The sequence below is a fragment of the Myxococcus sp. AM011 genome (assembly GCF_013372595.1).
Classification (GTDB): domain Bacteria; phylum Myxococcota; class Myxococcia; order Myxococcales; family Myxococcaceae; genus Myxococcus; species Myxococcus eversor.
The window spans coordinates 1-21,835 of record NZ_JABXEM010000103.1 but is presented as its reverse complement, the minus strand read 5'-3'; the positions used below and the strand labels follow the sequence as shown (position 1 = coordinate 21,835).

Here is a 21,835-nt window from a genome sequence, read left to right as displayed (position 1 = left end):
CCCCCCTGGGGCGATCCGCTTGGCCGACCCTGCTATGAACTGCTTGGGTGACCCACCTGCAATCCATTACCCCGGTCCGTCACACCTTCCCGGCGCAATCCGTGCGGGCCCGAGATGTCAATACCTCTGGCGCACCTCCGGTCTACTACTTGCGGGGTATTCTTGTTGCGCTGGCCTGGAGCGCAGTGTTGCTCCCGTGCCAATCGCTCCCATGCTGTTGCCGTGCGCGGGTGATATCGCGCAGGTCCGACACCGTCAGTACCTGGTCAACGAGGTCATCGCTCCTGCGGATGTACGGGAGCAACACACCCTCGTTCGTCTCACGTGTCTCGATGATGACGCACAGGGTCGTCCCCTGTCTGTCTTATGGGAGCGCGAGCTCGCCGCTCGGGTCATCCGACCTGAACAGGGTGGATTGGGACCTCCCGCGCGTTTCGACGAGCCGCGTCACTTTGCCGCGTATCTGCACGCGCTCAAGTGGAGCTCCGTCACCGCCACCGACGCCCGGCTCTTCCAGGCGCCGTTCCGCGCGGGCATCCACTTGATGAATCACCAGCTCACGCCTCTCAAGAAGGCGCTCGAGCTGCCTCGGGTCAATCTCTTCATCGCCGATGACGTAGGTCTCGGAAAGACCATCGAGGCTGGGCTGGTGTTGCAGGAGCTCATCCTCCGCCAGCGCGTGGACCGCGTCCTCATCGTCTGCCCGGCGTCGGTGACGCTCCAGTGGCGCGATGAGATGGAGAAGCGCTTCGGTCTGCGCTTCGAAATCTTCAACAGCGAGTTCGTCTCCCGCCGCCGTCAGGAGCGCGGCTTCCAGGTCCCAGTCTGGGCCACGCACTCACGCTTCATCGTGTCGTACCAGACGCTGCGGCGCAGCGAGTACTTCGAGCCGCTGAAGACCCTCCTGGAGGAGAAGGGTCACCACAAGTCCTTGTTGGTGCTCGACGAGGCGCACGTCGTCGCGCCCGCATCGTCCAGCCGGTACGCCATCGATACGGAGACCACTCGCAGCATCCGCTCACTGGCGGAGCGCTTCGAGCACCGGCTCTTCCTCTCCGCGACGCCCCACAACGGCCACTCCAACAGCTTCTCCGCGCTGTTGGAGATGTTGGACCCACAGCGCTTCACGCGGGGCACCCGCGTCCGTGAAGCACAACTGGCGCCCGTCATGGTGCGCCGGCTCAAGAGCGACCTTCTCGCCCTGGGCAGTTCACAGCGATACCCCGAGCGGCACGTGGTGGGCGTGCGGCTGACGCATGACTCGGGGCGCTGGCACGCCGAGTGGCTCGCCCCGGACGGAAAGACTGTCGAGCAGCGTGTCGACCTGGGCGAAGCCTCCGCCCCGGAACTGGAACTGTCCCAGAAGCTCGCGCGCTACACGGAGCTCATGGGGCCCGGCACGAAGCAGGGACGACTGGTCTTCATCAACCTCCAGAAGCGCCTCCTCTCCAGCATCGAGGCGTTCCACCGCACCCTCTCCATCCACGCGGCGGCCTTCGGCGCGGGGGCGCTGGCTCCCGACGGCGGAGCGCTCACCGGCGATACAGCTCCTGAGTCCGAGGAGCACGGCGAGACGGACGACGCGCTCGAGCTGTCGTTCGCGGAGACCATCCGCGAGGACAGTCAGCATCTGTCCGCCAGCGTCCAGGCGCGCAAGCTCCTGGATGACATGCTCAAGCTGAGCGCCCGGCACCGCGCTGCCCGGGACGCGAAGCTGCGGGCCCTGCTCCACTGGATTCGCGAGCACCAATGCCCACTCACCCGAGGCGCCGCGTGGAAGCCCCGCCGGGTCATCCTGTTCACCGAGTATGGCGACACGCTTCGCTACCTCAAGGAGCAGCTCACCGCCGCCTTCGAGGGGACCCAACGGGGCGATGAGCGCATCCTCACGCTGACGGGCGGCATCGATGACGTGAAGCGCGCGGAGGTGCAGGCAGCCTTCAACGGCTCGATGGAGGAGTTCCCCGTGCGGGTCCTCCTCGCGACCGACGCCGCGCGCGAAGGCATCAATCTGCAAGGCCACTGCGCGGACCTCTTCCATATCGACGTTCCGTGGAATCCCTCACGCATGGAGCAGCGCAACGGTCGCATCGACCGTGCCTTGCAACCCGCGTCCACCGTGCGCTGTGGCTACTTCATCTACGGCCAGCGCGCCGAGGATGCGGTGCTCGACACCCTCGCGCGCAAGGTAGAGACCATCACTCGCGAGCTGGGCAGCCTGGGCTGCGTGCTGATGGACCAGATGCACGATGCCCTCGCCTCGGGCATCACGAAGCGCACGCTGGAGCGCCTCTCCCGCGCCGCGACCTCGACTCGCACGGAGGTGACGAAGCGGGAACTGGAGTCCCAGCGCACGCTCCAATCCCTGCGGAAGGAACTGGATGAGATTGGAGAGCTCCGCGAGCGCAGCGGCAAGGTGATGGACTTCAATCCCGTCCTGCTGCGCGATGCGCTGGACGTGGGGTTCGAGCTGGCCGGCGCGGGCCGGTTGGAGCGGGAGACCATCACGGAAGAGGGCCGGACGCTGGAGGCCTGGAAGGTCCCCGCCCTTCCCGCTTCGTGGAGCACGACTCTGGATTCCATTCGTCCGCGCCGCGTGCACGACGAGGCAGCGTGGGAGTGGCGCAAGCGGCCTCTGTCTCCCGTCGTCTTCGAGGCACCTCCGGGCGTCTCCAGCAAGCTCGTCCACCTGCACCTGTCCCATCCGCTCGTCCAGCGGGTGCTCCAGCGGTTCCTGGCGCAGGGGTTCTCCGCGAACGACCTGAGCCGTGTCACGGTGGTCCAGACCCGACGCGACGCCGTGTCGCGCGTCATCGTCTTCGGCCGGTTGTCGCTCTTTGGCGAGGGCGCCGCGCGGCTCCATGACGAGGTGGTCTCTGTTTCAGCAAGGTGGCTGGACGGCGGCGGCCGCGGGCACCTGAAGCCCTTCGCGGACGAGGCGGACCGCAAGGCCATCGACCAACTGGAGACCACGCTGGCGGAAGCGCCCGCGCTCTCCTCGATACCCAAGGCCGTCCAGAAACGGTTGCTGGCCAGTGTCGAGTCCGACTTCTCGAAGCTCTGGCCCGCCATCGAGGAACAGGCCTCGGTGCGAGAGCGGGATGCTCGCAAGAAGCTGGCGGCGCGGGGCGCGTCCGAAGCCAAGGCGCTGACGGAGATTCTCCTGACGCAGCAGGAGGCCATCCAGGAGGCCCTGGGCGCGCAGCTCGAGCTCGAGCTCGACGCCCAGGCCGAGAAGGACCAATGGAGGAGGGACAAGGCGCACCTTGAACAGCGATTGACAGCGCTTGGAAGGGAGCTCGTCGAACAACCTGAATCCTTGAAGGCCACCTACGCCGTGCGGGTCGCCCGCCTGGTGCCCGTGGGCATGGTCTATCTGTGGCCGGGGGCGCGCTGATGAACGGCCAGAATTATGGCGGAGACGTCGAGCGTCGTTATCACCAGACATGGATGGGGATGGCGCAGCCCATCGAAGGACTGGTGGTCTCCATCCCGGTCCTCGAGGACGCGCAGTGCATGCAGCGCCTGCCGGTGTCCGCGCAGTCGCGGTTCGTCCTGCTGGCGGGCCGGGAGTCACCTCGCGTGACGGATGTCCCACGCTTCCTCCGGGAGGTGCTGGGCTACACCGAGGATGATTTCACCACGAGGTTTCCAGAGGACCTCCAGCTCGATATCGCGGAGGGGCATCAGACAGTCAGGCCCACGCGGGGTCTGTTGCGACGAGGGCCTCCTCCCGCGAAGCCGGAAGGGTTGCCGGATGATTCCACGCCCATCAGCCGCGCCGCGGAAGGCTTCGCGCTCCTGACCTGGGAGCTGCCGGCCGGGTTGGACCTGGACAAGAAGGAAGACACCACGGGCGCGTGGTTCTACGAGCCCACCGCCAAGTTCGACCGCCTGCTGCGCGCGGCCCGTGTCCCCATCGGTCTGCTGTTCAACGGGGACTCCGTGCGCCTGGTCTATGCGCCCCACGGAGAGACGTCAGGGCACATCACCTTCCGGTTCAAGGACCTCGTCACCGCCAGCGGTCGTCCGCTGTTCGACGCGATGGTGATGCTCCTGCACGCGCGCCGCTTCTTCGGCGTGCTGCCCGAGCATCAGCTTCCTGCGCTCCTGGAGCAGTCACGCCGCCGGCAGGCGGATGTCACCGATGAACTGGCCGACCAGGTACTGGAGGCGCTCGGCATCCTTCTCACGGGTTTCGAGACGGCCGCTGAACGGGATGGCTCCCGAGCCCTGGAGGAGGCGTTCTCACGAGGTGAGGACCATGTCTACGGCGGGCTCCTCTCCACGCTCTTGCGGCTCGTCTTCATCCTCTACGCGGAAGACCGGGGCCTGCTTCCCGTGGACCAGGAGCCCTACCGCGATGACCTGTCGGTGAAGGCTCTTCACGCGCAACTCGTCGAGGACTCCAGTCAATACCCCGATTCGATGAACCGGCGCTTCGGTGCGTGGCCACGGTTGCTGGCGCTCTTCAGGTGCATCTACCTGGGCGCCTCGCACGACAAGCTGCGAATGCCGGCGCGGCGTGGACAGCTCTTCGACCCTGGCACGTTCCCCTTCCTGGGAGGCGCGAACTCCGCCGAGGCGGGCACGGATGCGCGGGTGCCTCCCATCGATGACGAGACGGTCCTCCAGGTCCTGGAGCGGCTCGTCTTCCTCAAGGGACAGCGACTGAGCTTCAAGTCGCTCGACGTGGAGCAGATCGGCTCCGTGTACGAGGCCCTGATGGGCTTCCACGTGAAGCGCCTGACCGGTGCTGGAATCTGCCTCAAGCCTTCGAAGGTATGGGTCTCCGCGGACGAGGTGCTGGCCCACCCCGCGAAGCGGCGCGCGACGTGGGTGGAAGAGGAGGCGGGCCTCGATGCGAAGGCGGTGAAAGCCCTGTCGAAGGCGCTGGAGCAGGCTTCGACACAGCAGCTGGTCCTGACCGCGCTGGAGCCGTACCGCGTGAAGGGGACCGAGACACGGCGAGCATCCCAGTGGGTACTCCAGCCTGGCGACGAGCGGCGACGGACCAGCAGCCACTACACGCCTCGAAGTCTGTCGGGCCCCATCGTCCGTCGGGCTCTGGAGCCTTTGCTCAAGACGATGGGGCCGCAGCCGCCTTCAGAAAGACTCCTCAACCTGAAGATCTGCGACCCGGCCATGGGGTCGGGTGCGTTCCTGGTGGAGTCCTGCCGCTTTCTCGCGGACCAGGTTGTCGCCGCCTGGACACGTGAGGGGGTGCTGAAGCGTGACAAGCACGAGGACGAGGTGATGCGGGCACGCCGGCTGGTGGCCCAGCGATGCCTGTACGGCGTGGACAAGAATCCATGGGCCGTGAAGCTCGCGAAGCTGTCGCTGTGGCTCGTGACATTGGCGAAGACGGAGCCCTTCACCTTCCTGGACCATGCGCTCAAGTGTGGGGATTCACTGGTCGGGCTCGACCTGGATCAGCTTCAATCGTTCCACTGGGACCCGACCGGCAAGAAGCAGTCGGAGCTGTCCTGGGCGTTCATCTCGAAGGCGCTGAACAGCTCGCTGGAGAAGCGCGAGAAGATCCTCCAGCTCGCGCTCGACCTGGAAGGGCCGAAGCGCAAGCCGCTTCAGTTGGACCTGGAGCCCGGCCGGGTGAAGGAGGGGCTTCTCCGCGACGCGGACACGGCGTTGGAGGACATCAAACGGATCGCCAATGCGTGCGTCGGGGCGTTCTTCTCCCATGGCTCGGACAAGGAGCGGGAGAAGGAGCGCGTCCGCCGGTTAGACCTGATTGGGGCGTGGCTGTCCAAGGCGAAGAATGGGGTTCCGCCTCCCATGCCGGCGGACATCGCGGCGTTCTCCGCGCCGTCACGGACGTTCCACTGGCCACTGGAGTTCCCGGAGGTTTTCCACGGGGGCCGGCCGGACCCACTCGACAACGAGCAGCCTAACAAGGCTGCATGGATCGATGGGTTCGTGGGGAACCCGCCGTTCGCGGGAAAGAACGCCATCATCGAGACGGGCGGAGAGAACTACCTCCCTTGGCTCCAGGCGGTTCATGAGGGTGCGCACGGCAACGCGGATCTCTCCGCGCACTTCTTCCGCCGTGCGTTCCATCTGCTGGGTGAACACGGCAGCTTCGGATTCATTGCCACCAACACCATCGCGCAAGGGGACACGAGGGCCACGGGATTGAAGCACCTGGTGGACCACGGCGGCCACCTCCACCTCTACGACGCCGTGCGCTCCATGAAGTGGCCGGTGGCTGGCGCCAACGTCTCCGTGGCAGTCGTGCACCTGGCAAAGGGGCTCGTCTCCGACCTGAAACTGGAGCCTCGCCTGGATCGCCTGCCAGTGAAGTGCATCAACTCTCGGCTACGTGGCAAACCTGAACGCCCGGATCCCGTGGCGATTGGCGCAAATGCTGGCAAGAGCTTCGTTGGGACGTATGTCTTGGGAATGGGGTTCGTGCTCAGCCCCGCGCAGCGCACAACTCTGGTCTCGAAATCATCAAAGAACGCGGCGCGCATCTTTCGCTACGTGGGTGGCGAGGAACTCAACTCCGACCCGAATCCCGAACTCGAAAGGCACGTCATCAACTTCGGGCAAATGGAGCTGAAGGAGGCAGCGCTATGGCCTGACCTTCTTCGCATCGTAAAGGACTTGGTAAGACCGGAGCGCATCAAGCTCAAGGACAATGCCGACGGCAAGCGGCGAAAAACATACTGGTGGCAGTATGGACGATACACTCCTGCCCTCTATGAAGGCCTCTATCCCAGATCGCGCTGCCTCGCGAGTTCTCGCGTGTCGAAGCACCTGATGTTCTCCTGGCAGCAGTCCTCTACGATCTTCAGTGAGGGCGTCGTTGTCATTCCAGTGGAACAAGACCACTGGCTTACGGTGTTGCAATCACGGGTGCATGAGGTCTGGGCACGGTTGCTGTCATCCTCCATGCGCAACGATCTTCGTTACGCACCGAGCGACTGCTTCGAGACCTTCCCATTCCCAGACTCCGCAAGCACCTCAGCGCTCAATGCGATAGGCGAACGGCTCCACTTCGAGCGCAGCCAGTACATGCAGGCCCACAACATCGGCCTGACGACGACGTACAACCGGCTCAAGGACAAGTCCGTCACCGACACAGCGACGCAGCGCCTGCGGGACCTGCACGTGGCCGTGGACCAGGCTGTCCTGGACGCCTACGGCTGGAATGACATCCAAGCCCCTCTGTACTGCGGCGCCACTCCCAAACAACTCGAAGCCTTCGAGGACGAAGTTCTCGACCGCCTCTTCGACCTGAACGCGCAGCGTGCTCACGAGGAAGCCCACCCCACCGTCCGCCGTCCCTCGAAGTCTCGCGCCCAGACCGCCTGAGCCCTCCCATGAATGTCCCTGACACGGGAGCGGTCCGCTCCCACCTCATCGATGCGCTCGAAGCAGACCTCGTGGGTCCGTTCCACAAGCCTCCAGGTGCTCCTGTCTCGGACGCACTCGAAGTGCTTCGTACACCACCGTCCCGCTGGTACCTGACGGGCTTCCTTGTCCCGCTCGACCAGGGCGTCATCGAGGATGAGCCCGACGACGAGGAAGACGACCTCGCCGCGGGCAATGACGAGGACAACGAGGAAGCCTCCCGCCCCGACCCGACGGCCAAGAAGGTGCGCCGCCTGCCCGCATCCATGGGCCTGTCCGTCTTCGTCCCCGCGGGCACGTCCCAGCTCACAGCCCATGTCTGCTGGGCGGACTACCAGCGCCTCGAAGCAGAGGAGCGCAAGCCGTGGAGACGTACCTTCCACCAACGCACCGTCACCCTGCACCTGAACGACGCGGCGCTGCGGGAAGGCCTGTACCTCCAGGACAGCGGGGGCCTGCGCCTGGAAGGCCACGTGGAGAAGACGCTCGAAGGAGAGCTCGCGGTCGCCATCTTCCTCGTCAACGCGCGCCCGCCCACCAGCACCGCCGTCGACCGGGACGAGGCCTATGCCTTCCAGACCCACCTCGCCCTGGAATGCGAGCAGGGCTTCGTCAGCCGACAGGACTCCAGCGACGCCAGGAGCGAGGACGACGACGACCGCGTCAACGACCTCCAGTTCCGCGACCGCCAGCGGTGGGCCGTGGGCCATGGCATCTCCGTGCGCGTCCCATCCACCTCCGTCCCCGTCACCCGCGTGGAAACGGACTGGCTGCCACGCGTCGAGGTGCTCCCTGTCGAAGCGCGGCGGATTGACGAAGTCACGGTGGGCATGGAGCAGCTCGCCGCGTTCACGACACCCTCGGAGGCCGTAGCGGCCCTGCTCCCCCTGGTCCGGACCTACCGTGAATGGGTGGCCACCCAGGCCACCATCGCTGTCGGCGGCGAACGCCGCGAGGAGACACGGGATGAACTCATCCGCAGGGCTCGACGCGCGGCCGATCGCATCGAGGACGGCATCCAACTCCTGGCTCGGGAACCTCTCGCCTTCGACGCCTTCCGCTGGATGAACAGCGTCATGGCCCAGGCGGAACGAAAGGTGCGGCAGGAAGAAGCGCCTCAATGGCGTCTCTTCCAGCTCGCCTTCATCCTGCTCAACCTCCCCTCCGTCGAGCACGAAGGCCACGCGGACCGTGAGCTCGTGGAGCTCATCTTCTTTCCCACCGGCGGCGGAAAGACGCAGGCCTACCTGGGACTCATTGCCTTCACCCTGCTCCTGCGCCGCCTCCGGGGTCAGGCCCACCTCCACGGCGGACTGGGCGTGGCCGTGCTGCTGCGCTACACGCTGCGGCTGCTCACCCTCGACCAACTCGGTCGCGCCGCGACACTCATCTGCGCACTCGAAGTGCTCCGCAAGCAAGAGCCGAAACGCCTGGGAGTCGTGCGCTTCTCCATCGGACTGTGGGTCGGCCGCTCCGCGACCGCCAACACGCTGGAGCAGGCCTCCACGCAAATCACCGAGTACAAGAACGACAACAGCGCCCGCGCGCAGTCTCCCTTCCCGCTCGCCACCTGTCCCTGGTGCACGACGCCGTTCGAACGGGAGTGCTTCATCCTCCGGCCCTCCAAGTCCAAACCAGATGAAGTGCTCGTCGGCTGCGCCAACATCGAGTGCGCCTTCAACCTGGGCCGAAACCCGGAAGGGCTCCCCGTCCTCTTCGTCGACGAGCAGATCTACCGGGAGCTGCCGTGCTTCCTCGTCGCCACCGTGGACAAGTTCGCCATGCTGCCGTGGCGTGGCGAGACGGGATTGCTCTTCGGTCGCGTCCTGGGTCGCACCGGGAAGCGCTTCGTCGGCCCCTGCAATGCCGCCGCGGACGTGAAGGCGGCGCTCGTGACGCTCCCGAAGGGGCTGCCTCCCCCGGAGCTCATCGTGCAGGACGAGCTGCACCTCATCTCCGGCCCGCTGGGCTCCATGGTGGGCCTCTACGAAGGCGCCGTCCTGACGCTCGCGCCCCGGGCGAAGCTGGTGGCCTCCACCGCCACCGTCCGCCGCTCCCGGCAACAGGTGAGTCGCCTTTATGGACGGGACGTCGCGCTCTTCCCTCCGCCAGGCGTGGACGCCTCCGAGACGTTCTTCGCCTCCGTGGGCAAGAAGGGCGCGCGCCAATACGTGGGCGTGGCGGCACCCGGGCGGCCCATGAAGGCCATCCTGCTGCGCGTCTATGTCAGCCTGCTCGCCGCCGCCGCGCGCGGCGAACAACTTCACGGCGCCGTGAGCGCGGACCCGTACCTGACGCTCGTCGGCTACTTCAACAGCCTGCGCGAACTGGGCGGCATGCGCCGGCTGGTCGAGGACGAGGTGCGCCGACTGGTGATGGACCGCGTCCGCCGTCGTCCAGAGGACTTCGACAAACAGGCCGAGCATCCCTGGTACCGGGGCAGGACCATCCGCGGCGAGCCCATCGAGCTGACCAGCCGGGAGAAGACCGCTGACATCAAGGCCTCGAAGAACCGCCTGGAGCTCACGCACGGTCAGCCCCAGAGCATCGACGTCGTGCTCGCCAGCAACATGATTTCCGTCGGCGTGGACATCGACCGGTTGGGACTCATGGTCGTGGCGGGACAGCCCAAGACGACCAGCGAGTACATCCAGGCGTCCAGCCGCGTGGGCCGCAAGCTGAACAAGCCCGGCCTCGTGGTGACGTGCCTCAACGCGGCCAAGCCCAGAGACCGCAGCCACTACGAGCGCTTCGGGACGTACCACGAGTCGTTCTATCGCTTCGTCGAAGCCACCTCGGTGACACCCTTCTCGGCACCGGCGCTCGACCGGGGGCTCGCGGGCGTGGTCGTGGCGCTGGGCCGGCTGCTGGGCACCTCGATGACGGCGCCCCTGGAGTGGAAGTCCCTGCAGGCGCACCGGGACGCGCTGGAGCAGGCGCTCGAAACCCTGGCGAAGCGCGCTGGCCGAGGGCTGCCCAAGGCGGAGTCGGAGCGCGCCAGCGGCATCGTGATGCAGCGCGCGCGAAGCCTGCTCGACTCGTGGCGCAACATCATCGAGCAGGCGAAGAAGGACGCCGCCCAGCGCGCGTACTCGCCCTACGACCCGGAGGGAAAGGGGCTCAAGCCCCTGCTGCGCGGCTTCCTGGACCCCACCGACAACCTCACCCAGGACGAGCTCAAGTTCGACGCGCCCACGTCCATGCGTGACGTGGAGTCCTCGGTGCACCTGTGGATTTCACGTCAACCCCTGGGCGGCTACCGCGCCCCGAAGGCAGCGATGGTGGAGGTAGCGCATGACGAAACCTAGGAAGTGGAACCGGGCCCGCTCGACGCGGCCGCCGGATGGGCGCGTGCGCCAGAGCCAGGTGGTCTCCACCTTCGGTCCGGGCAGCATGCTGGACTTGCTGAACGACGCGGTCCTCGTGGGCGGCCTGGACTTCTGGCGTCTCAAGGGCCAGGGCGAGGTGGTCAACGAGCCACGGTTGCTGGAAATCGTCGAACCGCTCTACCACCGCAACAAGTGGCCGCTCAGCAAGGAGGCCCCCTTCCGCAAGCCCCCCGCTGGGGATGAGCGAGAGCCGACGGAGTCCTGCGGCATCCAGGTGTATGAGTTTCCGCGCTGGTTTGTCTGCCAGAACCCCCACTGCCGCACGCTGGTGCGGGCCAACAGCCTGGAGCGTGTGAATCAGGAGTACCGCCATCGCTGCGCGGGTGTGGAAGCGAAGCCCGAGCGCTGTGTGCCGGTGCGCTTCGTCGCGGCCTGTCCTCGGGGGCACCTGTCGGACATCGACTGGAGCTGGTGGATGCACGAGCGCAAGCCTTGCGACGCCCCACAGCTCAAGTTCGAGGAGGGCGTGAGCGGTGACTTCAGTGACATCGAGGTCGCGTGCTCGACGTGCGGCAAGCGCAGGCGCCTCATCGACATGACCCACAAGGAGCAGCAGGACCGCTGCGACGGGGAGCGGCCCTGGCTGGGATTGGAGGCGCGGGAGCGCTGCGACGAGAAGCAGCGACTGCTGGTCCGCACCGCCAGCAACGGCTACTTCGCGCAGACCACCAGTGCCATCACCATCCCTGAACCGGAGTCGCTCCGGCGCAAGGTGCAGTCCGCGTGGAGCATCCTCCAGTCAGCCACCGCGGAGACCCTGCCGGCCTTCCGGACCATTGCCCAGGTGCAGGCGGCGCTCGGCTCCGCCTCCAACGCGGAGGTGCTGGCGGCAATCCTTGCGGAGCGCGAGCACACGCCCGAAGCCGTCCCGGAGATTCGCACCGCGGAGTGGCTCCAGTTCCTCGCGCAGCCCCAGGAGAAACCTGGCGAGATGCCCCGGGACCGCACCGAGGTCTTCTGGGCCCGGCGCATCGCTCGGCCCCAGGGGCTGCCCTCGCTGGTCGAACGCGTGGTGCTGGCGCGACGGCTGCGGGAGGTCCAGGCCCAGGTCGGCTTCACGCGGCTGGAGCCCCTGTCGAAGGACCTCCAGGGCCGCTACGATTTGGACGTGGCGCTCGCGCCGATGTCGCTCCACCGGGACTGGGTCCCCGTCACGGAGATGCAGGGCGAGGGCATGCTGCTGGTGCTCGACGAGCAGCAGGTGCATGCCTGGGAGCTGTCCGAGCCCGTGCTGCGGCGCGAGGAGGTGCTCCGGGCGGGATATGAACGCTGGAAGCAGGGCTCCGGTTCGAAGCTCCCCTTCCCGGGCGTGCGGCTCTATCTGCTCCATTCGCTGGCGCACCTGTTGATGACGGAGGTGGCGCTGGAGTGTGGCTATCCCGCGAGCTCCATCCGCGAGCGGCTCTATTGCGCGCCGCACAGCGACGCCGTCCCCATGGCGGGCATCCTGTTGATGACGGGCACCACGGGCGCGGAAGGCACGCTGGGCGGCCTGGTGGAGGAGGGCCGGCGACTGGGGCAGCACCTTGCCCGGGCGCTGGAGGACGCGCGCCTGTGCTCCAACGACCCCGTCTGCGCGCATCACGAGCCCACGGGCCGTGATGACCGCGACCTGGAGGGCGCCGCGTGCCACGGGTGCCTCTTCCTCCCCGAGTGCTCCTGCGAGCGCTTCAACCAGTACCTCGACCGAGCGCTCGTCGTGCCCACGTTGGGCCACGAGGACGTCGCCTTCTTGAAGACGCCGTGGACCTGAGCGGCGTGGCGACGCTGGACCTGGAGCGGCTGAAGGCCGTGGTGGGCACGCGGCGGCTCGGGTTTCCGTTGTCCCGACTGGCGCTCCAGGGAGAGGGGCTGGAGCGGCTGACGGGGGAGGTCGCGGCGTTGAACGCGCTGGGACGGGAGGGAACGCTGGTGCTGCTGGACACGGTGCTCGTGGAGCGGCGCGCGGGTGCCCGGCGGCCAGAGCTGGTCTGGACGGGGCCGGAGGCCCGCTGGAGCGGCGCTCGCGACACGGCGGTGGTGCTGGCGGACCTTTTCCACAAGGCCACGAGCACGGTGCTGGTGGCCGGATTCACGTTCGACCATGCGGCGGACGTGTTGGGGCCGCTGCACGCAGCCCTCCAGCGAGGCGTGAGTGGCAGGCTCTATGCGAGCGCGCCGGTGGCCTCGGCGTTCCTGCGGGAGCACTGGCCCTTCGGGCCGCCCTTTCCGGAGTGCCACGGCTTCTCACCCAGGAGGGGAGTCTTCGCCAGCCTGCATGCGAAATGCGTCGTGGTGGACGCACGGTGGGTCTTCGTGACGTCCGCGAACTTCACGAACCGAGGACAGACACGGAACATCGAAGTGGGCGTGCTGCTGGAGGACACGCACCTGGCCGCGGTGCTGGAGGCCCAGTTCTCCACGGGGGAGTGGTTCTCACGGGTCGCCTGATCCGGCATTGCGCCGGATGGAGTCCACGACATGAACTGCTGGAACTACGCGTTCTTCGACGTGTCGCCGACGAGGAGGTTGTCGGTGTTCGACGGGCCCTGAGCGTCACTTCCACCTGACCTGGGTTCTGCTCGGCGCTAGTGTGAGTCCATGCGTCTACAGCCTGAACATGTTGCGCTATTTCATGAGCGGTTCGCCGACTTCTATGACGGAGTGGTGCGCAAGGTCGAGCTTGAGGTCGGCGTCCCTTCAAGGACCTGCAGGATTGAAGTGCAGTGCAAAGACAGAGATTCGCGCTCTGGGTGGTCCAGGGTCACTTTTTCTGTGCGCGGCATGAAAGAGTTCAGGTTCGAGCTTGGCAGGACGACATTCGAGGTCCTGTCGGGTGGGGTGCAAATCGACTGGCAGGAGGACCGTGTGTATGTGGTTCTGGATGCCTACCCTGATGACGGCCCTGGCTTGCCTGACCTGGCGAAGAACACTGCCTATGTTGTCGGTGAGGACTGCGAATGGAGTTGCGTCGAGGAACTTGATGGCTGAGGGGGCGCGGCTCGAACAGATTCGCCTGTCGTCAGGGAGACCGTGAGGAAATCCAAGACCGGTGTCGAGCGCCGTCCCACCGGCCATCCGTTGTCCGGCGGCCCCTCCGAGTAACATTGACCGTCAAAGAGGAGGTTCAGGGGGATGGCCCTGAGCGTTCGTCTGGGAGAGCTGGCGTTGCTCGAAGAGGTCCAGAGCGACGTCCAGCGTCCCGTCGACAGCGCGGTTGACCCAGCGGACCATTCCATACGTGCCGGAGAGGGCGGCGTCGTGGAGGGACTGCAGGGTGCCCACGGGTGCGTCGAGCGTGGGAATCAGCCGCAGCACCTCGAAGGGCTTCGCGGCGCTGGAGCGGTGGATGCGCTCCACGGCGATGGCGCCCTGTTCGACGGCATCGTGCACCAGGTCCTTCAGACCACGTAGGCGAGTCATGCGACCTCCACTGCGAGCGACTCGCGCAGCCGCGCGTAAACCTCCGCGTGGTGGGCGAGCGAGACGTGGTCGATACCGGCGACCACCTTGACGTTTTCCGGGGGGAACAACGGGCTCGTATCACGAGGGCCGGTGCGTCCGGAAGCGCTCGCCAGAGAGACGACGCCGTCACCGAACATGGCCGACAGCCACTTTCCCTGTTGGCCGAGCGCTCCGACGATGAGGTGGTGGGCGATGCCCGGCGGAGGGAGCAGGGGCGTGCACGGCGACGTGGTGTCTTCCCAGTCCTGTCGGCGCAGGCGGGCGACACCGAGGTCCTTCACGCCGCTGCTGCGCAGGTCGACGACGTCGGCGACCAGGCGAGTGTAGGGATTGGGCACGGCGCGGAGGACCTGGGCGACGACGGTGCCCATGCGCTCCAGGGGGCTGCCGAAGTGGGGCACGCCGATGGAGTACGAGCGGCGCACGAGGGAGAGCCAGGGCAGGCACGTCTCGGAGGCGATGTGGCAGGCGCTGCGAAGGACGAGGCCGCCCATGCTGTAGCCGACGAGGACGAGCTCGGTGATGGGGACGGGGAACTCGGCGACCAGGCGTTGCAGGAGGTGCGCGAGGGCCTCGCCGTTGTCGGAGATGTGCAGGCCGGTGTTGTAGCGGAGGTAGAGCGGGGTGAAGCCGGCGTCGCGCTCCAGGAGGGAGCCGTAGTCAGTGGTGGGCTCGGAGGGGAAGGCCCAGACGGCCTCGGTGACGGCGAGTCCGTGGACCCAAAGTGCCACGCGTCCCGTGGAGTGAGGATGCGCGGCGCGCAGAGCCTCGCGCTCGACGGGGAGGGAGCGGCCTTTGTGGTAGAGGCCCATGGGCGTGGCGAGCGCGTTGTTCTGGCGGTGGAGGTAGTCGCCCAGCACGCCATTGAGCACGCCGAGCGCCAGATCCACCTTGCCCACGCGAGGCTTGGGCGGAGCGGGGAGCGCCGCTTCAGCGGGAGGGGACGAGACCACCGGGAACCCAGGCTCGGAGTCTGGGGTTTCAGCCGCTTCCGAAGTCGTCATTCAGTACCTCCGCGCGCAGTGTGACACGTTGCGTCATGGAAGTCGAATCACAGGTGTGGCCGCAGGGAAGCTCCCTCGTAGAGCAGCCGTCCTTGCCACCGATGGAGTTACGCCGGTTCCGTTGAGCCCCCTCGACTTTGTGGGTCAAGCCGCAGCTCGGTGCCGCTTCTCATGGTTGGTCGGGGACGGTAACCCAGGGCGGAGTGTCTCCGCGCAGGTTGTACGAACCTTTGATGTATTCGAAGCGGCCACCCTGGCTGCGGCATGGGGACGGAAGGTTCGTCGGACGGGCAACTCGCACTCCAGGCAGGAGAGGAAGGATTCGCACAGCGCGTTGGCTCGTCGAACTCGTTCGCCTCGTGTTGCGTACCCGTGGTGTCGGCGACATGGATCGCCTCAGCAAGGCTGCTCGTTGTCCTCCTTGCCTTGGCCAACTCGACGACTCGCGCTCGGAACTCCGCAGGGTATGGGGGCCTTGGTTTTGGCATCGCTCAGTCCTTCACCCACAGTTGAACGGACTCAATGAAACCGAAGCAACTCCATCGCGGCACTGCGCCGAGTGACATGAGTCGCGGGAGTGCGATAAACGACGCGGCCCTTGCTCCGTGGTCAGCCCCCTCGACTCGTGACCCATGCCTTCTTCCGCAAATGATTCGAGCCCCGGACGTGTGCGGCAATGGCTGGAGTGGCTGGCTCTACCGCTCGTCGTCCTCGTATGGATGGTTTTCGTCGTGGCGCCGGTCTGGATTCAGGCCGCGCACGCCTGCTTTCCGCACTTCGACCTGGGCATCTACACGCAGGCCTTGGCGCGCATGTCGCTGGCGGATCCGAACCCTTGGCTCAGCGCGCGACAGGTCTACATCTTCAACGACCACTTCGACCCCATCCTGTGGGTGGCCCGCCCGCTGGTGGCGGTGTTGCCACCGATGTGGGCCGTGCTGGTGGTCGAAGCGCTCTTTGTACTGCTCACGGTTGCGCCATTGGTGTGGCTCAACGCACGTGGACTGCTGAGCCGCGCCGCCACGGTGCTGCTGGCGGCGCTCTTGCTCCTGTCCCCCAGTGCGGTGGAGGCGTTGAGGTTTCCCATCCATCCGACGACATGGTCCGCGCTACCGTTGGTGTTGACGGGCTTGGCCTTCCACCTGCGTCGCAAGGGCCTGCTGCTGGTATCTCTGATACTTTTGTTGGCCTGCAAGGAGGAGTTCGCCTTCGGAGGTCTCATGCTCACCGTGGCGTTGTTGCTACGCGGCGAGCGGCGCTTGGCAGTGGGCGTTGGCGCGCTGTCCCTGGTCTGGCTCGCAGGAGTCTATGGGCTGCGGCCGTGGCTGATGGGCCCCACGGAGGACTACGGTGTCCGGCTCAAGCTGGGCCTGGACGAGGGGCTCCTCCACTATCTCTCACTCCGCCTGGCACCGGTCCACCTGTCGCGCATCGGCACCTTGTTTGTGTTGCTCCTCCCACTGAGCGTCTGGGCGTGGCGTGAGCGCTTGAGGCCCGACTGGGCGTGGCTGATGGTCCTTCTGCCGATGCTCGGCATCCGCTTCCTCGGAATGGCTTGGCGCTTCCATTACGGCGTATCGCTGATGGCTGCCGCGCTGATGGGCTTTGTGCCCATCCTGCGTGCTCGGAGGCCACCTGCGTGGGTCCTCGTGTGCACCGGCTTGATTCTCCTCATCAGCAACGAGCCAAATTTCCGAAAGCTCACGCTCACGCTGGTGTCCTCACGAACGTATCCAGGCCAGTGTCCCGGGGCTCCGGATCGACTGGCTAGCATCTCGCGTGGAGTGGACGTGCTCGCGCAGCACAGTGAGGGTATGGCTCTGCTGGGCAGTAATTTCGTTTCCTTGTTGGCTGGCCGGAATGAAATCTACGCCGTAGGCGGCCCGCAGCCCGACGATGGTCGGGTGTATGAGTGGGTGCTGGTGGAGAAGCCACCCCATGGTGACGTCTGGCCCCTCACCGCCGAGCGAGTGAAAGAACTCATCGACGAATGGCGCGCGGATGCGGGTACACACATCATCATCGACGATGCAAACGTCTTCATGGCGCGGGGTCGCTTCACCGCGCACCGTTAGGCGTTGGAGTGCATCTCCACCCGTGTGTCCACCGTGCCTGCGCGCAGAAAATTCAGCACAGGCCATTTGTCGGGTTTTAACCTGCGGCACGTATGAACGTCCGCCACTCCGGAGTTCAAGCCAAACACATGCCAGACACCCAAAAAATCTCCCCCCACAAGGGGTCAGTCTACGCAACGCTTGTTCTGCTTGCGATTCTATCCCCAGCAAAAGCATTTCCAGAGTCATTCGACAGGAACTTCACGTACGAGGCGGAAGCCGATCTTGCGCATGAGATTGGATATGCAGATGCCTCAGGGTGGGCAGCAAACGTCCCCAACCAAAGCAATGGATTCCTCGTCTATGGGCCCTATGCGACAAACTGGGGGGCCGGAGCCGGCAAGGCGGTCTTTCGCCTCATGGTTGATAACGTAAGCAGTAATAATCTCGCTGTGGCAAGGATTGAAATCCACTGCCACGACAGCAACAGAACCATTGCTGCTCAAGACGTCCTGAGAGGCGATTTCGCCCAACCATTTCAGTACCAGGAGTTCGACCTTTGGTTCGACCTCACGCTCTGTTCTTCAGATAGGATGGAGGTTCGCGTCCGTTGGCTTGACCGTGCCTTCATGAATATTGAGAAGGTCACCGTCCATATCGACGACTTCGTCGCCGGGCAGCCGGCGATCAAGAACTTCACTCTCAGTTCGGATGCTCACGTCCAAAGCCTGGTCCGCAGAGCGATCGAAGGCCTTGGCTTTGGGACATATGACCCAGTTGCATCCCAGATTCGAAGGGATGGTCCAAACGCCAGCGATCTTGTGTTTGTGGGAAGGCACTACATGGCCTGGATCGATCAGACGGGATTCTACGGGAAGATGAATGGCCTGTGGCTCCTCAATGGGGCCTCGGGAGGTTCTCTGGCGTTTCTTCACGAAGACCCCTCTACGCATCGTCCCATCAGTTTTCTGGGAGTCGCCGAGGACGGAGATGGCGCCTGGATGGCTGGATACAGTGGCGCCGAGCATTTCGAACTGCCACACGAGATAGCTGAGCCCGACGAAGATCCCAATGGAAACGGGCTGTGCGACACAGACGAGTCCTGCCAAGGGAGTGCATGCGTTCGACGCATTTGCAATTGGTACGGCGTCAACGAAGCAGCCGCGGTCACAGATGCCGACGTCCCTCACTGGACGGCCTGCAGCAATAATCACATTTCATGGGCCAGGAAGCTGTCCGCCACGGTTAGCGAGCAGACGGGAACCTCCATGAAACTGGTCTATAAGGCCCCTATCACGAAAGAGGCGGATGCAGCACGAGATGGTGTGCAGGAAGGTGACCGCTGCCACCAGAACTTCCTTTTTGCCGACGGTGTACGTCGCCCTGTCTACCTGCATGTCGGATACACCTTGTACGGCGATCGCAACTACTTCGACCGCACTTACCAGTTCGAAAACCCTGCTGCGAATCCGGGCTTTGGCTATGAAATCTGGTCCGTGATTGGCGGCCTCGTCCTATCAAAACTTCCGGCGACGCAACCCGTCAAGGCCGGGCTATTCCATGCAGTTCGCCCCGATAACATCTCCGTCACAGGTCCCGTATTCCCGCTTACATTCCCAGCAGATAAATGGACCGTCCGTCTTCCTCCCTTTCTGCCAGTCCAAGACGAGACATGGGGCTGGGCTGGAACTTCGCTTTCTTGGAGCGCTCGAGGCAGAGCATCACGTGGCGACTCGGTGAAGATGGAGTCCATCGGTCCTTCCGATAACGACGACACTGGATTCTGTGCATGCTATGTCCATGGGGGAATGGAGATTGGTGGGGCCGTTCTTCATCGTGGTATTTCGCTTCCAATTGCGATCGGAGCCCGCTCCATCGAAACGACTCGACGAATCAGCTTCCCGGCCGACTATATTCTGCCGTTTGTCTATGAGGCGGAAGGCAATTCACTCTCAAAGGCCCTGGGGCGCCAAGAGGGCGATGGATGGTCAGCAAACACGGCTGCCGACAGCCAGGGTCATCTCATCTATGGCCCATATGCCAGTCACTGGGGTGACGGCAACATGGTTGCTGTTTTTCGCATGATGATTGATGTCGTCACAACCGGAGGAAACGTCGCGACGATAGACATCTACGACAGTACGTCGGGTACAGTTCTCGCATCATCTGTTATTGCGCGAGCCTCGTTCGCTCAGCCGAACACCTACAGGGACTTCTCGTTGAATTTCTCTCTGAGCGGCCGGCTCGGGCATCAAATTGAGACGCGTGTCAGGTGGCACGATATCTCTTACCTCAAGGTTGATCGGATTTCCGTCTTTGACCGATAGTGAGTCTTGCCTCCAGGTCATTGTGGAGTCATCTGCGTTCCTTGCACCTTGTGTGCAAGGAGCGCAGCCGGCACTGAGGGGTGGAGCTGCCGGTTCACTCCGGCATCCGCCGACCACTTCCTGAAGAGTGGAACCAGTTGATGGCGGAGTACGAAGCGAGCGGGCTGGGGCAGAAGGAGGTCGTGGTCAGGAACGAGGTCTCGCTCTGTTGCATCCAGTTACGCGTCGTGGTGTCGGTGACGTGGAACTCCTCGGCCAGGCTGCTCGTCGTTCTCACCGCCATGGTCAACTCGACGACTCTCGCTCAGAACTCCGCAGGGGATGGGGGCTTCGGTTTCGGCATCGTTCAGTCCTTCCTCCACGGTTGAAGGGACTCGCCGAAACTGACGCAACCTCATCTCCCGCCCCACTCACTTCCGCCGTTCTTGAATCGCCTTGAACACGATGCGGTCCAGGAAGCCCGGGGTGAACAGCTTCAGGTACTGACCCACCTTGCCCTTGGTGGTCATCACCACCTCGCGCTCACGCTGGTCCATGGCCTTCAGGATGATGGACACGCACGTGCCCACGTCCATGTTGCCTTCCGTCTCGTCGTGCGCGCTCACCTGCAGCGGCTTGCCGTCCTTGCCCAGCGCGTTGGCGCGGACATTCGTCGCGACGAACCCCGGGCACACCACCGTCACGTCCACGCCCGTGCCCATCAGCTCCACGCGCAGCGAATCGAAGAACCCGTTCATCGCGTGCTTGCTCGCCGCGTAGCCCGAGCGCGTGGGCACACCCGTCTTGCCCGTCAGCGACGACACCGCGACCAAGAGCCCGCGCCGTGCCTTCAAGTGCGGCAGCGCATGGTGCGTGCAGTACACCGCGCCCAGGTAGTTGATGCGCATCAGTCGCTCGAAAATCGTCAGGTCCGTGATGTCCTCGAACCGCGCGTCCATGGAGATGCCCGCATTGTTGACGAGCACGTCCACGCCGCCGAACGCCTCCACCGCGCGGTCCACCATCCGCCGACACGCCTCCGGGTCCCCCACGTCGGTGGCCACCGCGATGGCCTTCCCACCCGCCGCCTGGCACCGCTGCTTCACCCGCTGGAGGGCGTCCTCACTCCGCGCGGCCAGCACCAGATTCGCGCCCCGCGCCGCGAGCGCCACCGACAGCTCCTCGCCGATGCCCATGGAAGCACCGGTGACCACCACGCTCTTGCCTTGCATGGCCGGCATTGTCGCCCCGCACTCCCAGCGCGTCGAGGATGCCCGCCGGGCCTACACCCGCGCACAGCGGTCCGCCCCGAAAAATAAAGCCGGTAACACTTTCCGGAACCCTCGGTGTTCCGTTCGCGCCAACGCATTTCGAGAGGGGAAAGAACTCCATGTCGTCCATCGCGGTCATCGCCCAGGTCCCCGCCGAGAATCTCGGCTGGCTCAGCAGCAAGCTGCTCGGCGTCACGCTCACCTCGGCCGAGTGGGTGCTGTGGATCCTGGTCGTCCTGTCCGTGCTCTCCATCGCCATCATGCTGGAGCGCGCCGTGTACTTCTCCCGCAACCGCCTCCCGGACTCGGAGACGCTCGCGGTACGGCTCGCGCGCGGAGAGCTCGAGGCCGTCCGCGTGGCCATCCAGGGACGCCGGGGCATGGAGGCCGCCATCATCCGCGAGGGCCTCGCCTCCGCCGCGCAAGGCGCTGACTCCGTCGAGCAGGTGATTGCCTCCACCATGGCTCGCGAGCGCCCCCAGTACGAACGCTTCCTCTCCTTCCTCGGCACCCTGGGCAACAACGCCCCGTTCATCGGCCTGTTCGGCACGGTGCTCGGCATCATCAAGGCGTTCCATGACCTGGGCTCCGCGGGCGTGAAGGGCGCGGCGATTCAGCAGACGGTGATGGGCGGCATCTCCGAGGCGCTCGTCGCCACCGCGGTGGGCCTGGCCGTCGCGATTCCCGCCGTCGTCGCCTTCAACATCTTCAACCGTCAGCTCAAGACGCTCACCAGCCGAGCCAACGCCCTGGGCCACGCCCTGGTCGGCAGCCTGCGCGCGGAGGTCCGCTAGTCATGGCCGGAGGCGCGCAACAGGACGACGAGGAAATCACCGGCATCAACGTCACCCCGCTGGTGGACATCGTGTTGGTGCTGCTCATCATCTTCATGGTGACGGCCAACTTCATCGTCCGCGAGACGGTGGAGGTGGACCTGCCCCGCGCGGCCAACGGCGGCGAGACGGTGCAGGGGCTCGTCAACGTGGTGCTCGACAA

Annotated in this window: 14 protein-coding genes; 10 read left to right on the top strand and 4 right to left on the bottom strand. The window is 65.2% G+C overall.

The window, feature by feature from the left end; all coding sequences use genetic code 11:
• The first annotated feature begins 196 nt into the window (after positions 1-196).
• From drmD to HUW62_RS21965, 6 genes are all read left to right on the top strand, one after another.
• The gene (gene drmD / locus HUW62_RS21990; protein WP_240356140.1) at positions 197-3,397 is read left to right on the top strand and encodes a DISARM system SNF2-like helicase DrmD; all 3,201 of its coding nucleotides are present in this window, start codon (positions 197-199) and stop codon (positions 3,395-3,397) included.
• Entirely contained in the window at positions 3,397-7,332 is a 3,936-nt protein-coding gene (locus tag HUW62_RS21985; RefSeq protein WP_176435526.1) for a DNA methyltransferase, read from the top strand. Before drmD ends, HUW62_RS21985 begins: the two co-directional genes overlap by 1 nt.
• Before the next feature lie 8 nt (positions 7,333-7,340).
• Positions 7,341-10,679: a DISARM system helicase DrmA gene (drmA, locus tag HUW62_RS21980; RefSeq protein ID WP_176435525.1), complete on the top strand. Its 3,339-nt coding sequence runs from the start codon at positions 7,341-7,343 to the stop codon at positions 10,677-10,679.
• Positions 10,666-12,513 carry a DUF1998 domain-containing protein gene (gene drmB, locus HUW62_RS21975; protein WP_163863050.1) on the top strand — a complete coding sequence of 616 codons (1,848 nt, stop codon included), beginning with the start codon at positions 10,666-10,668 and terminating at the stop codon, positions 12,511-12,513. The genes drmA and drmB overlap by 14 nt, the downstream gene beginning before the upstream one ends.
• Entirely contained in the window at positions 12,504-13,190 is a 687-nt protein-coding gene (locus HUW62_RS21970) for a phospholipase D-like domain-containing protein (protein WP_163863048.1), read from the top strand. Before drmB ends, HUW62_RS21970 begins: the two co-directional genes overlap by 10 nt.
• Positions 13,191-13,340: 150 nt before the next feature.
• Positions 13,341-13,730, top strand: coding sequence for a hypothetical protein (locus HUW62_RS21965; protein ID WP_163863046.1), 390 nt, complete (start codon positions 13,341-13,343; stop codon positions 13,728-13,730).
• Between the two features lie 123 nt (positions 13,731-13,853).
• Here the strand turns inward: HUW62_RS21965 and HUW62_RS21960 are convergent, their stop codons facing one another.
• Positions 13,854-14,162 carry a hypothetical protein gene (locus tag HUW62_RS21960; protein ID WP_163863044.1) on the bottom strand — a complete coding sequence of 103 codons (309 nt, stop codon included), beginning with the start codon at positions 14,160-14,162 and terminating at the stop codon, positions 13,854-13,856.
• Positions 14,159-15,208 carry a triacylglycerol lipase gene (locus HUW62_RS21955; RefSeq protein ID WP_240356139.1) on the bottom strand — a complete coding sequence of 350 codons (1,050 nt, stop codon included), beginning with the start codon at positions 15,206-15,208 and terminating at the stop codon, positions 14,159-14,161. The genes HUW62_RS21960 and HUW62_RS21955 overlap by 4 nt, the downstream gene beginning before the upstream one ends.
• A gap of 632 nt (positions 15,209-15,840) precedes the next feature.
• Between HUW62_RS21955 and HUW62_RS21950 the strand changes: the two genes are divergently transcribed.
• Together HUW62_RS21950 and HUW62_RS21945 are read left to right on the top strand one after the other, a co-directional pair.
• Positions 15,841-17,283, top strand: a complete 1,443-nt coding sequence (locus HUW62_RS21950; RefSeq protein WP_176435524.1) for a DUF2079 domain-containing protein — start codon at positions 15,841-15,843, stop codon at positions 17,281-17,283.
• A gap of 128 nt (positions 17,284-17,411) precedes the next feature.
• Positions 17,412-19,589, top strand: a complete 2,178-nt coding sequence (locus HUW62_RS21945; protein WP_163863043.1) for a hypothetical protein — start codon at positions 17,412-17,414, stop codon at positions 19,587-19,589.
• Positions 19,590-19,683: 94 nt separating this feature from the next.
• Here the strand turns inward: HUW62_RS21945 and HUW62_RS21940 are convergent, their stop codons facing one another.
• A complete protein-coding gene (locus HUW62_RS21940; RefSeq protein ID WP_163863042.1) occupies positions 19,684-19,872 on the bottom strand; it encodes a hypothetical protein in 189 nt (62 codons plus the stop codon).
• Positions 19,873-19,999: 127 nt separating this feature from the next.
• Positions 20,000-20,809: an SDR family oxidoreductase gene (locus HUW62_RS21935; protein WP_176435523.1), complete on the bottom strand. Its 810-nt coding sequence runs from the start codon at positions 20,807-20,809 to the stop codon at positions 20,000-20,002.
• 149 nt (positions 20,810-20,958) lie between these two features.
• On the opposite strand from HUW62_RS21935, the gene HUW62_RS21930 reads away from it, so the two are divergent.
• Both HUW62_RS21930 and HUW62_RS21925 read left to right on the top strand, forming a co-directional pair.
• A complete protein-coding gene (locus tag HUW62_RS21930) occupies positions 20,959-21,633 on the top strand; it encodes a MotA/TolQ/ExbB proton channel family protein (RefSeq protein ID WP_176435522.1) in 675 nt (224 codons plus the stop codon).
• Between the two features lie 2 nt (positions 21,634-21,635).
• Positions 21,636-21,835 (top strand): biopolymer transporter ExbD (locus HUW62_RS21925; RefSeq protein WP_176435521.1); only part of this gene is annotated, 200 nt, incomplete at its 3' end.

Bases quoted from the DNA above. Each gene is read 5' to 3' on its own strand.
- HUW62_RS21985 (WP_176435526.1), top strand. From the start codon at position 3,397: ATGAACGGCCAGAATTATGGCGGAGACGTCGAGCGTCGTTATCACCAG.
- drmA (WP_176435525.1), top strand. From the start codon at position 7,341: ATGAATGTCCCTGACACGGGAGCGGTCCGCTCCCACCTCATCGATGCG.
- drmB (WP_163863050.1), top strand. From the start codon at position 10,666: ATGACGAAACCTAGGAAGTGGAACCGGGCCCGCTCGACGCGGCCGCCG.
- HUW62_RS21965 (WP_163863046.1), top strand. From the start codon at position 13,341: ATGCGTCTACAGCCTGAACATGTTGCGCTATTTCATGAGCGGTTCGCC.
- HUW62_RS21960 (WP_163863044.1), bottom strand. From the start codon at position 14,162: ATGACTCGCCTACGTGGTCTGAAGGACCTGGTGCACGATGCCGTCGAA.
- HUW62_RS21955 (WP_240356139.1), bottom strand. From the start codon at position 15,208: ATGACGACTTCGGAAGCGGCTGAAACCCCAGACTCCGAGCCTGGGTTC.
- HUW62_RS21950 (WP_176435524.1), top strand. From the start codon at position 15,841: ATGCCTTCTTCCGCAAATGATTCGAGCCCCGGACGTGTGCGGCAATGG.
- HUW62_RS21945 (WP_163863043.1), top strand. From the start codon at position 17,412: ATGCCAGACACCCAAAAAATCTCCCCCCACAAGGGGTCAGTCTACGCA.
- HUW62_RS21940 (WP_163863042.1), bottom strand. From the start codon at position 19,872: ATGGCGGTGAGAACGACGAGCAGCCTGGCCGAGGAGTTCCACGTCACC.
- HUW62_RS21935 (WP_176435523.1), bottom strand. From the start codon at position 20,809: ATGCCGGCCATGCAAGGCAAGAGCGTGGTGGTCACCGGTGCTTCCATG.
- HUW62_RS21930 (WP_176435522.1), top strand. From the start codon at position 20,959: ATGTCGTCCATCGCGGTCATCGCCCAGGTCCCCGCCGAGAATCTCGGC.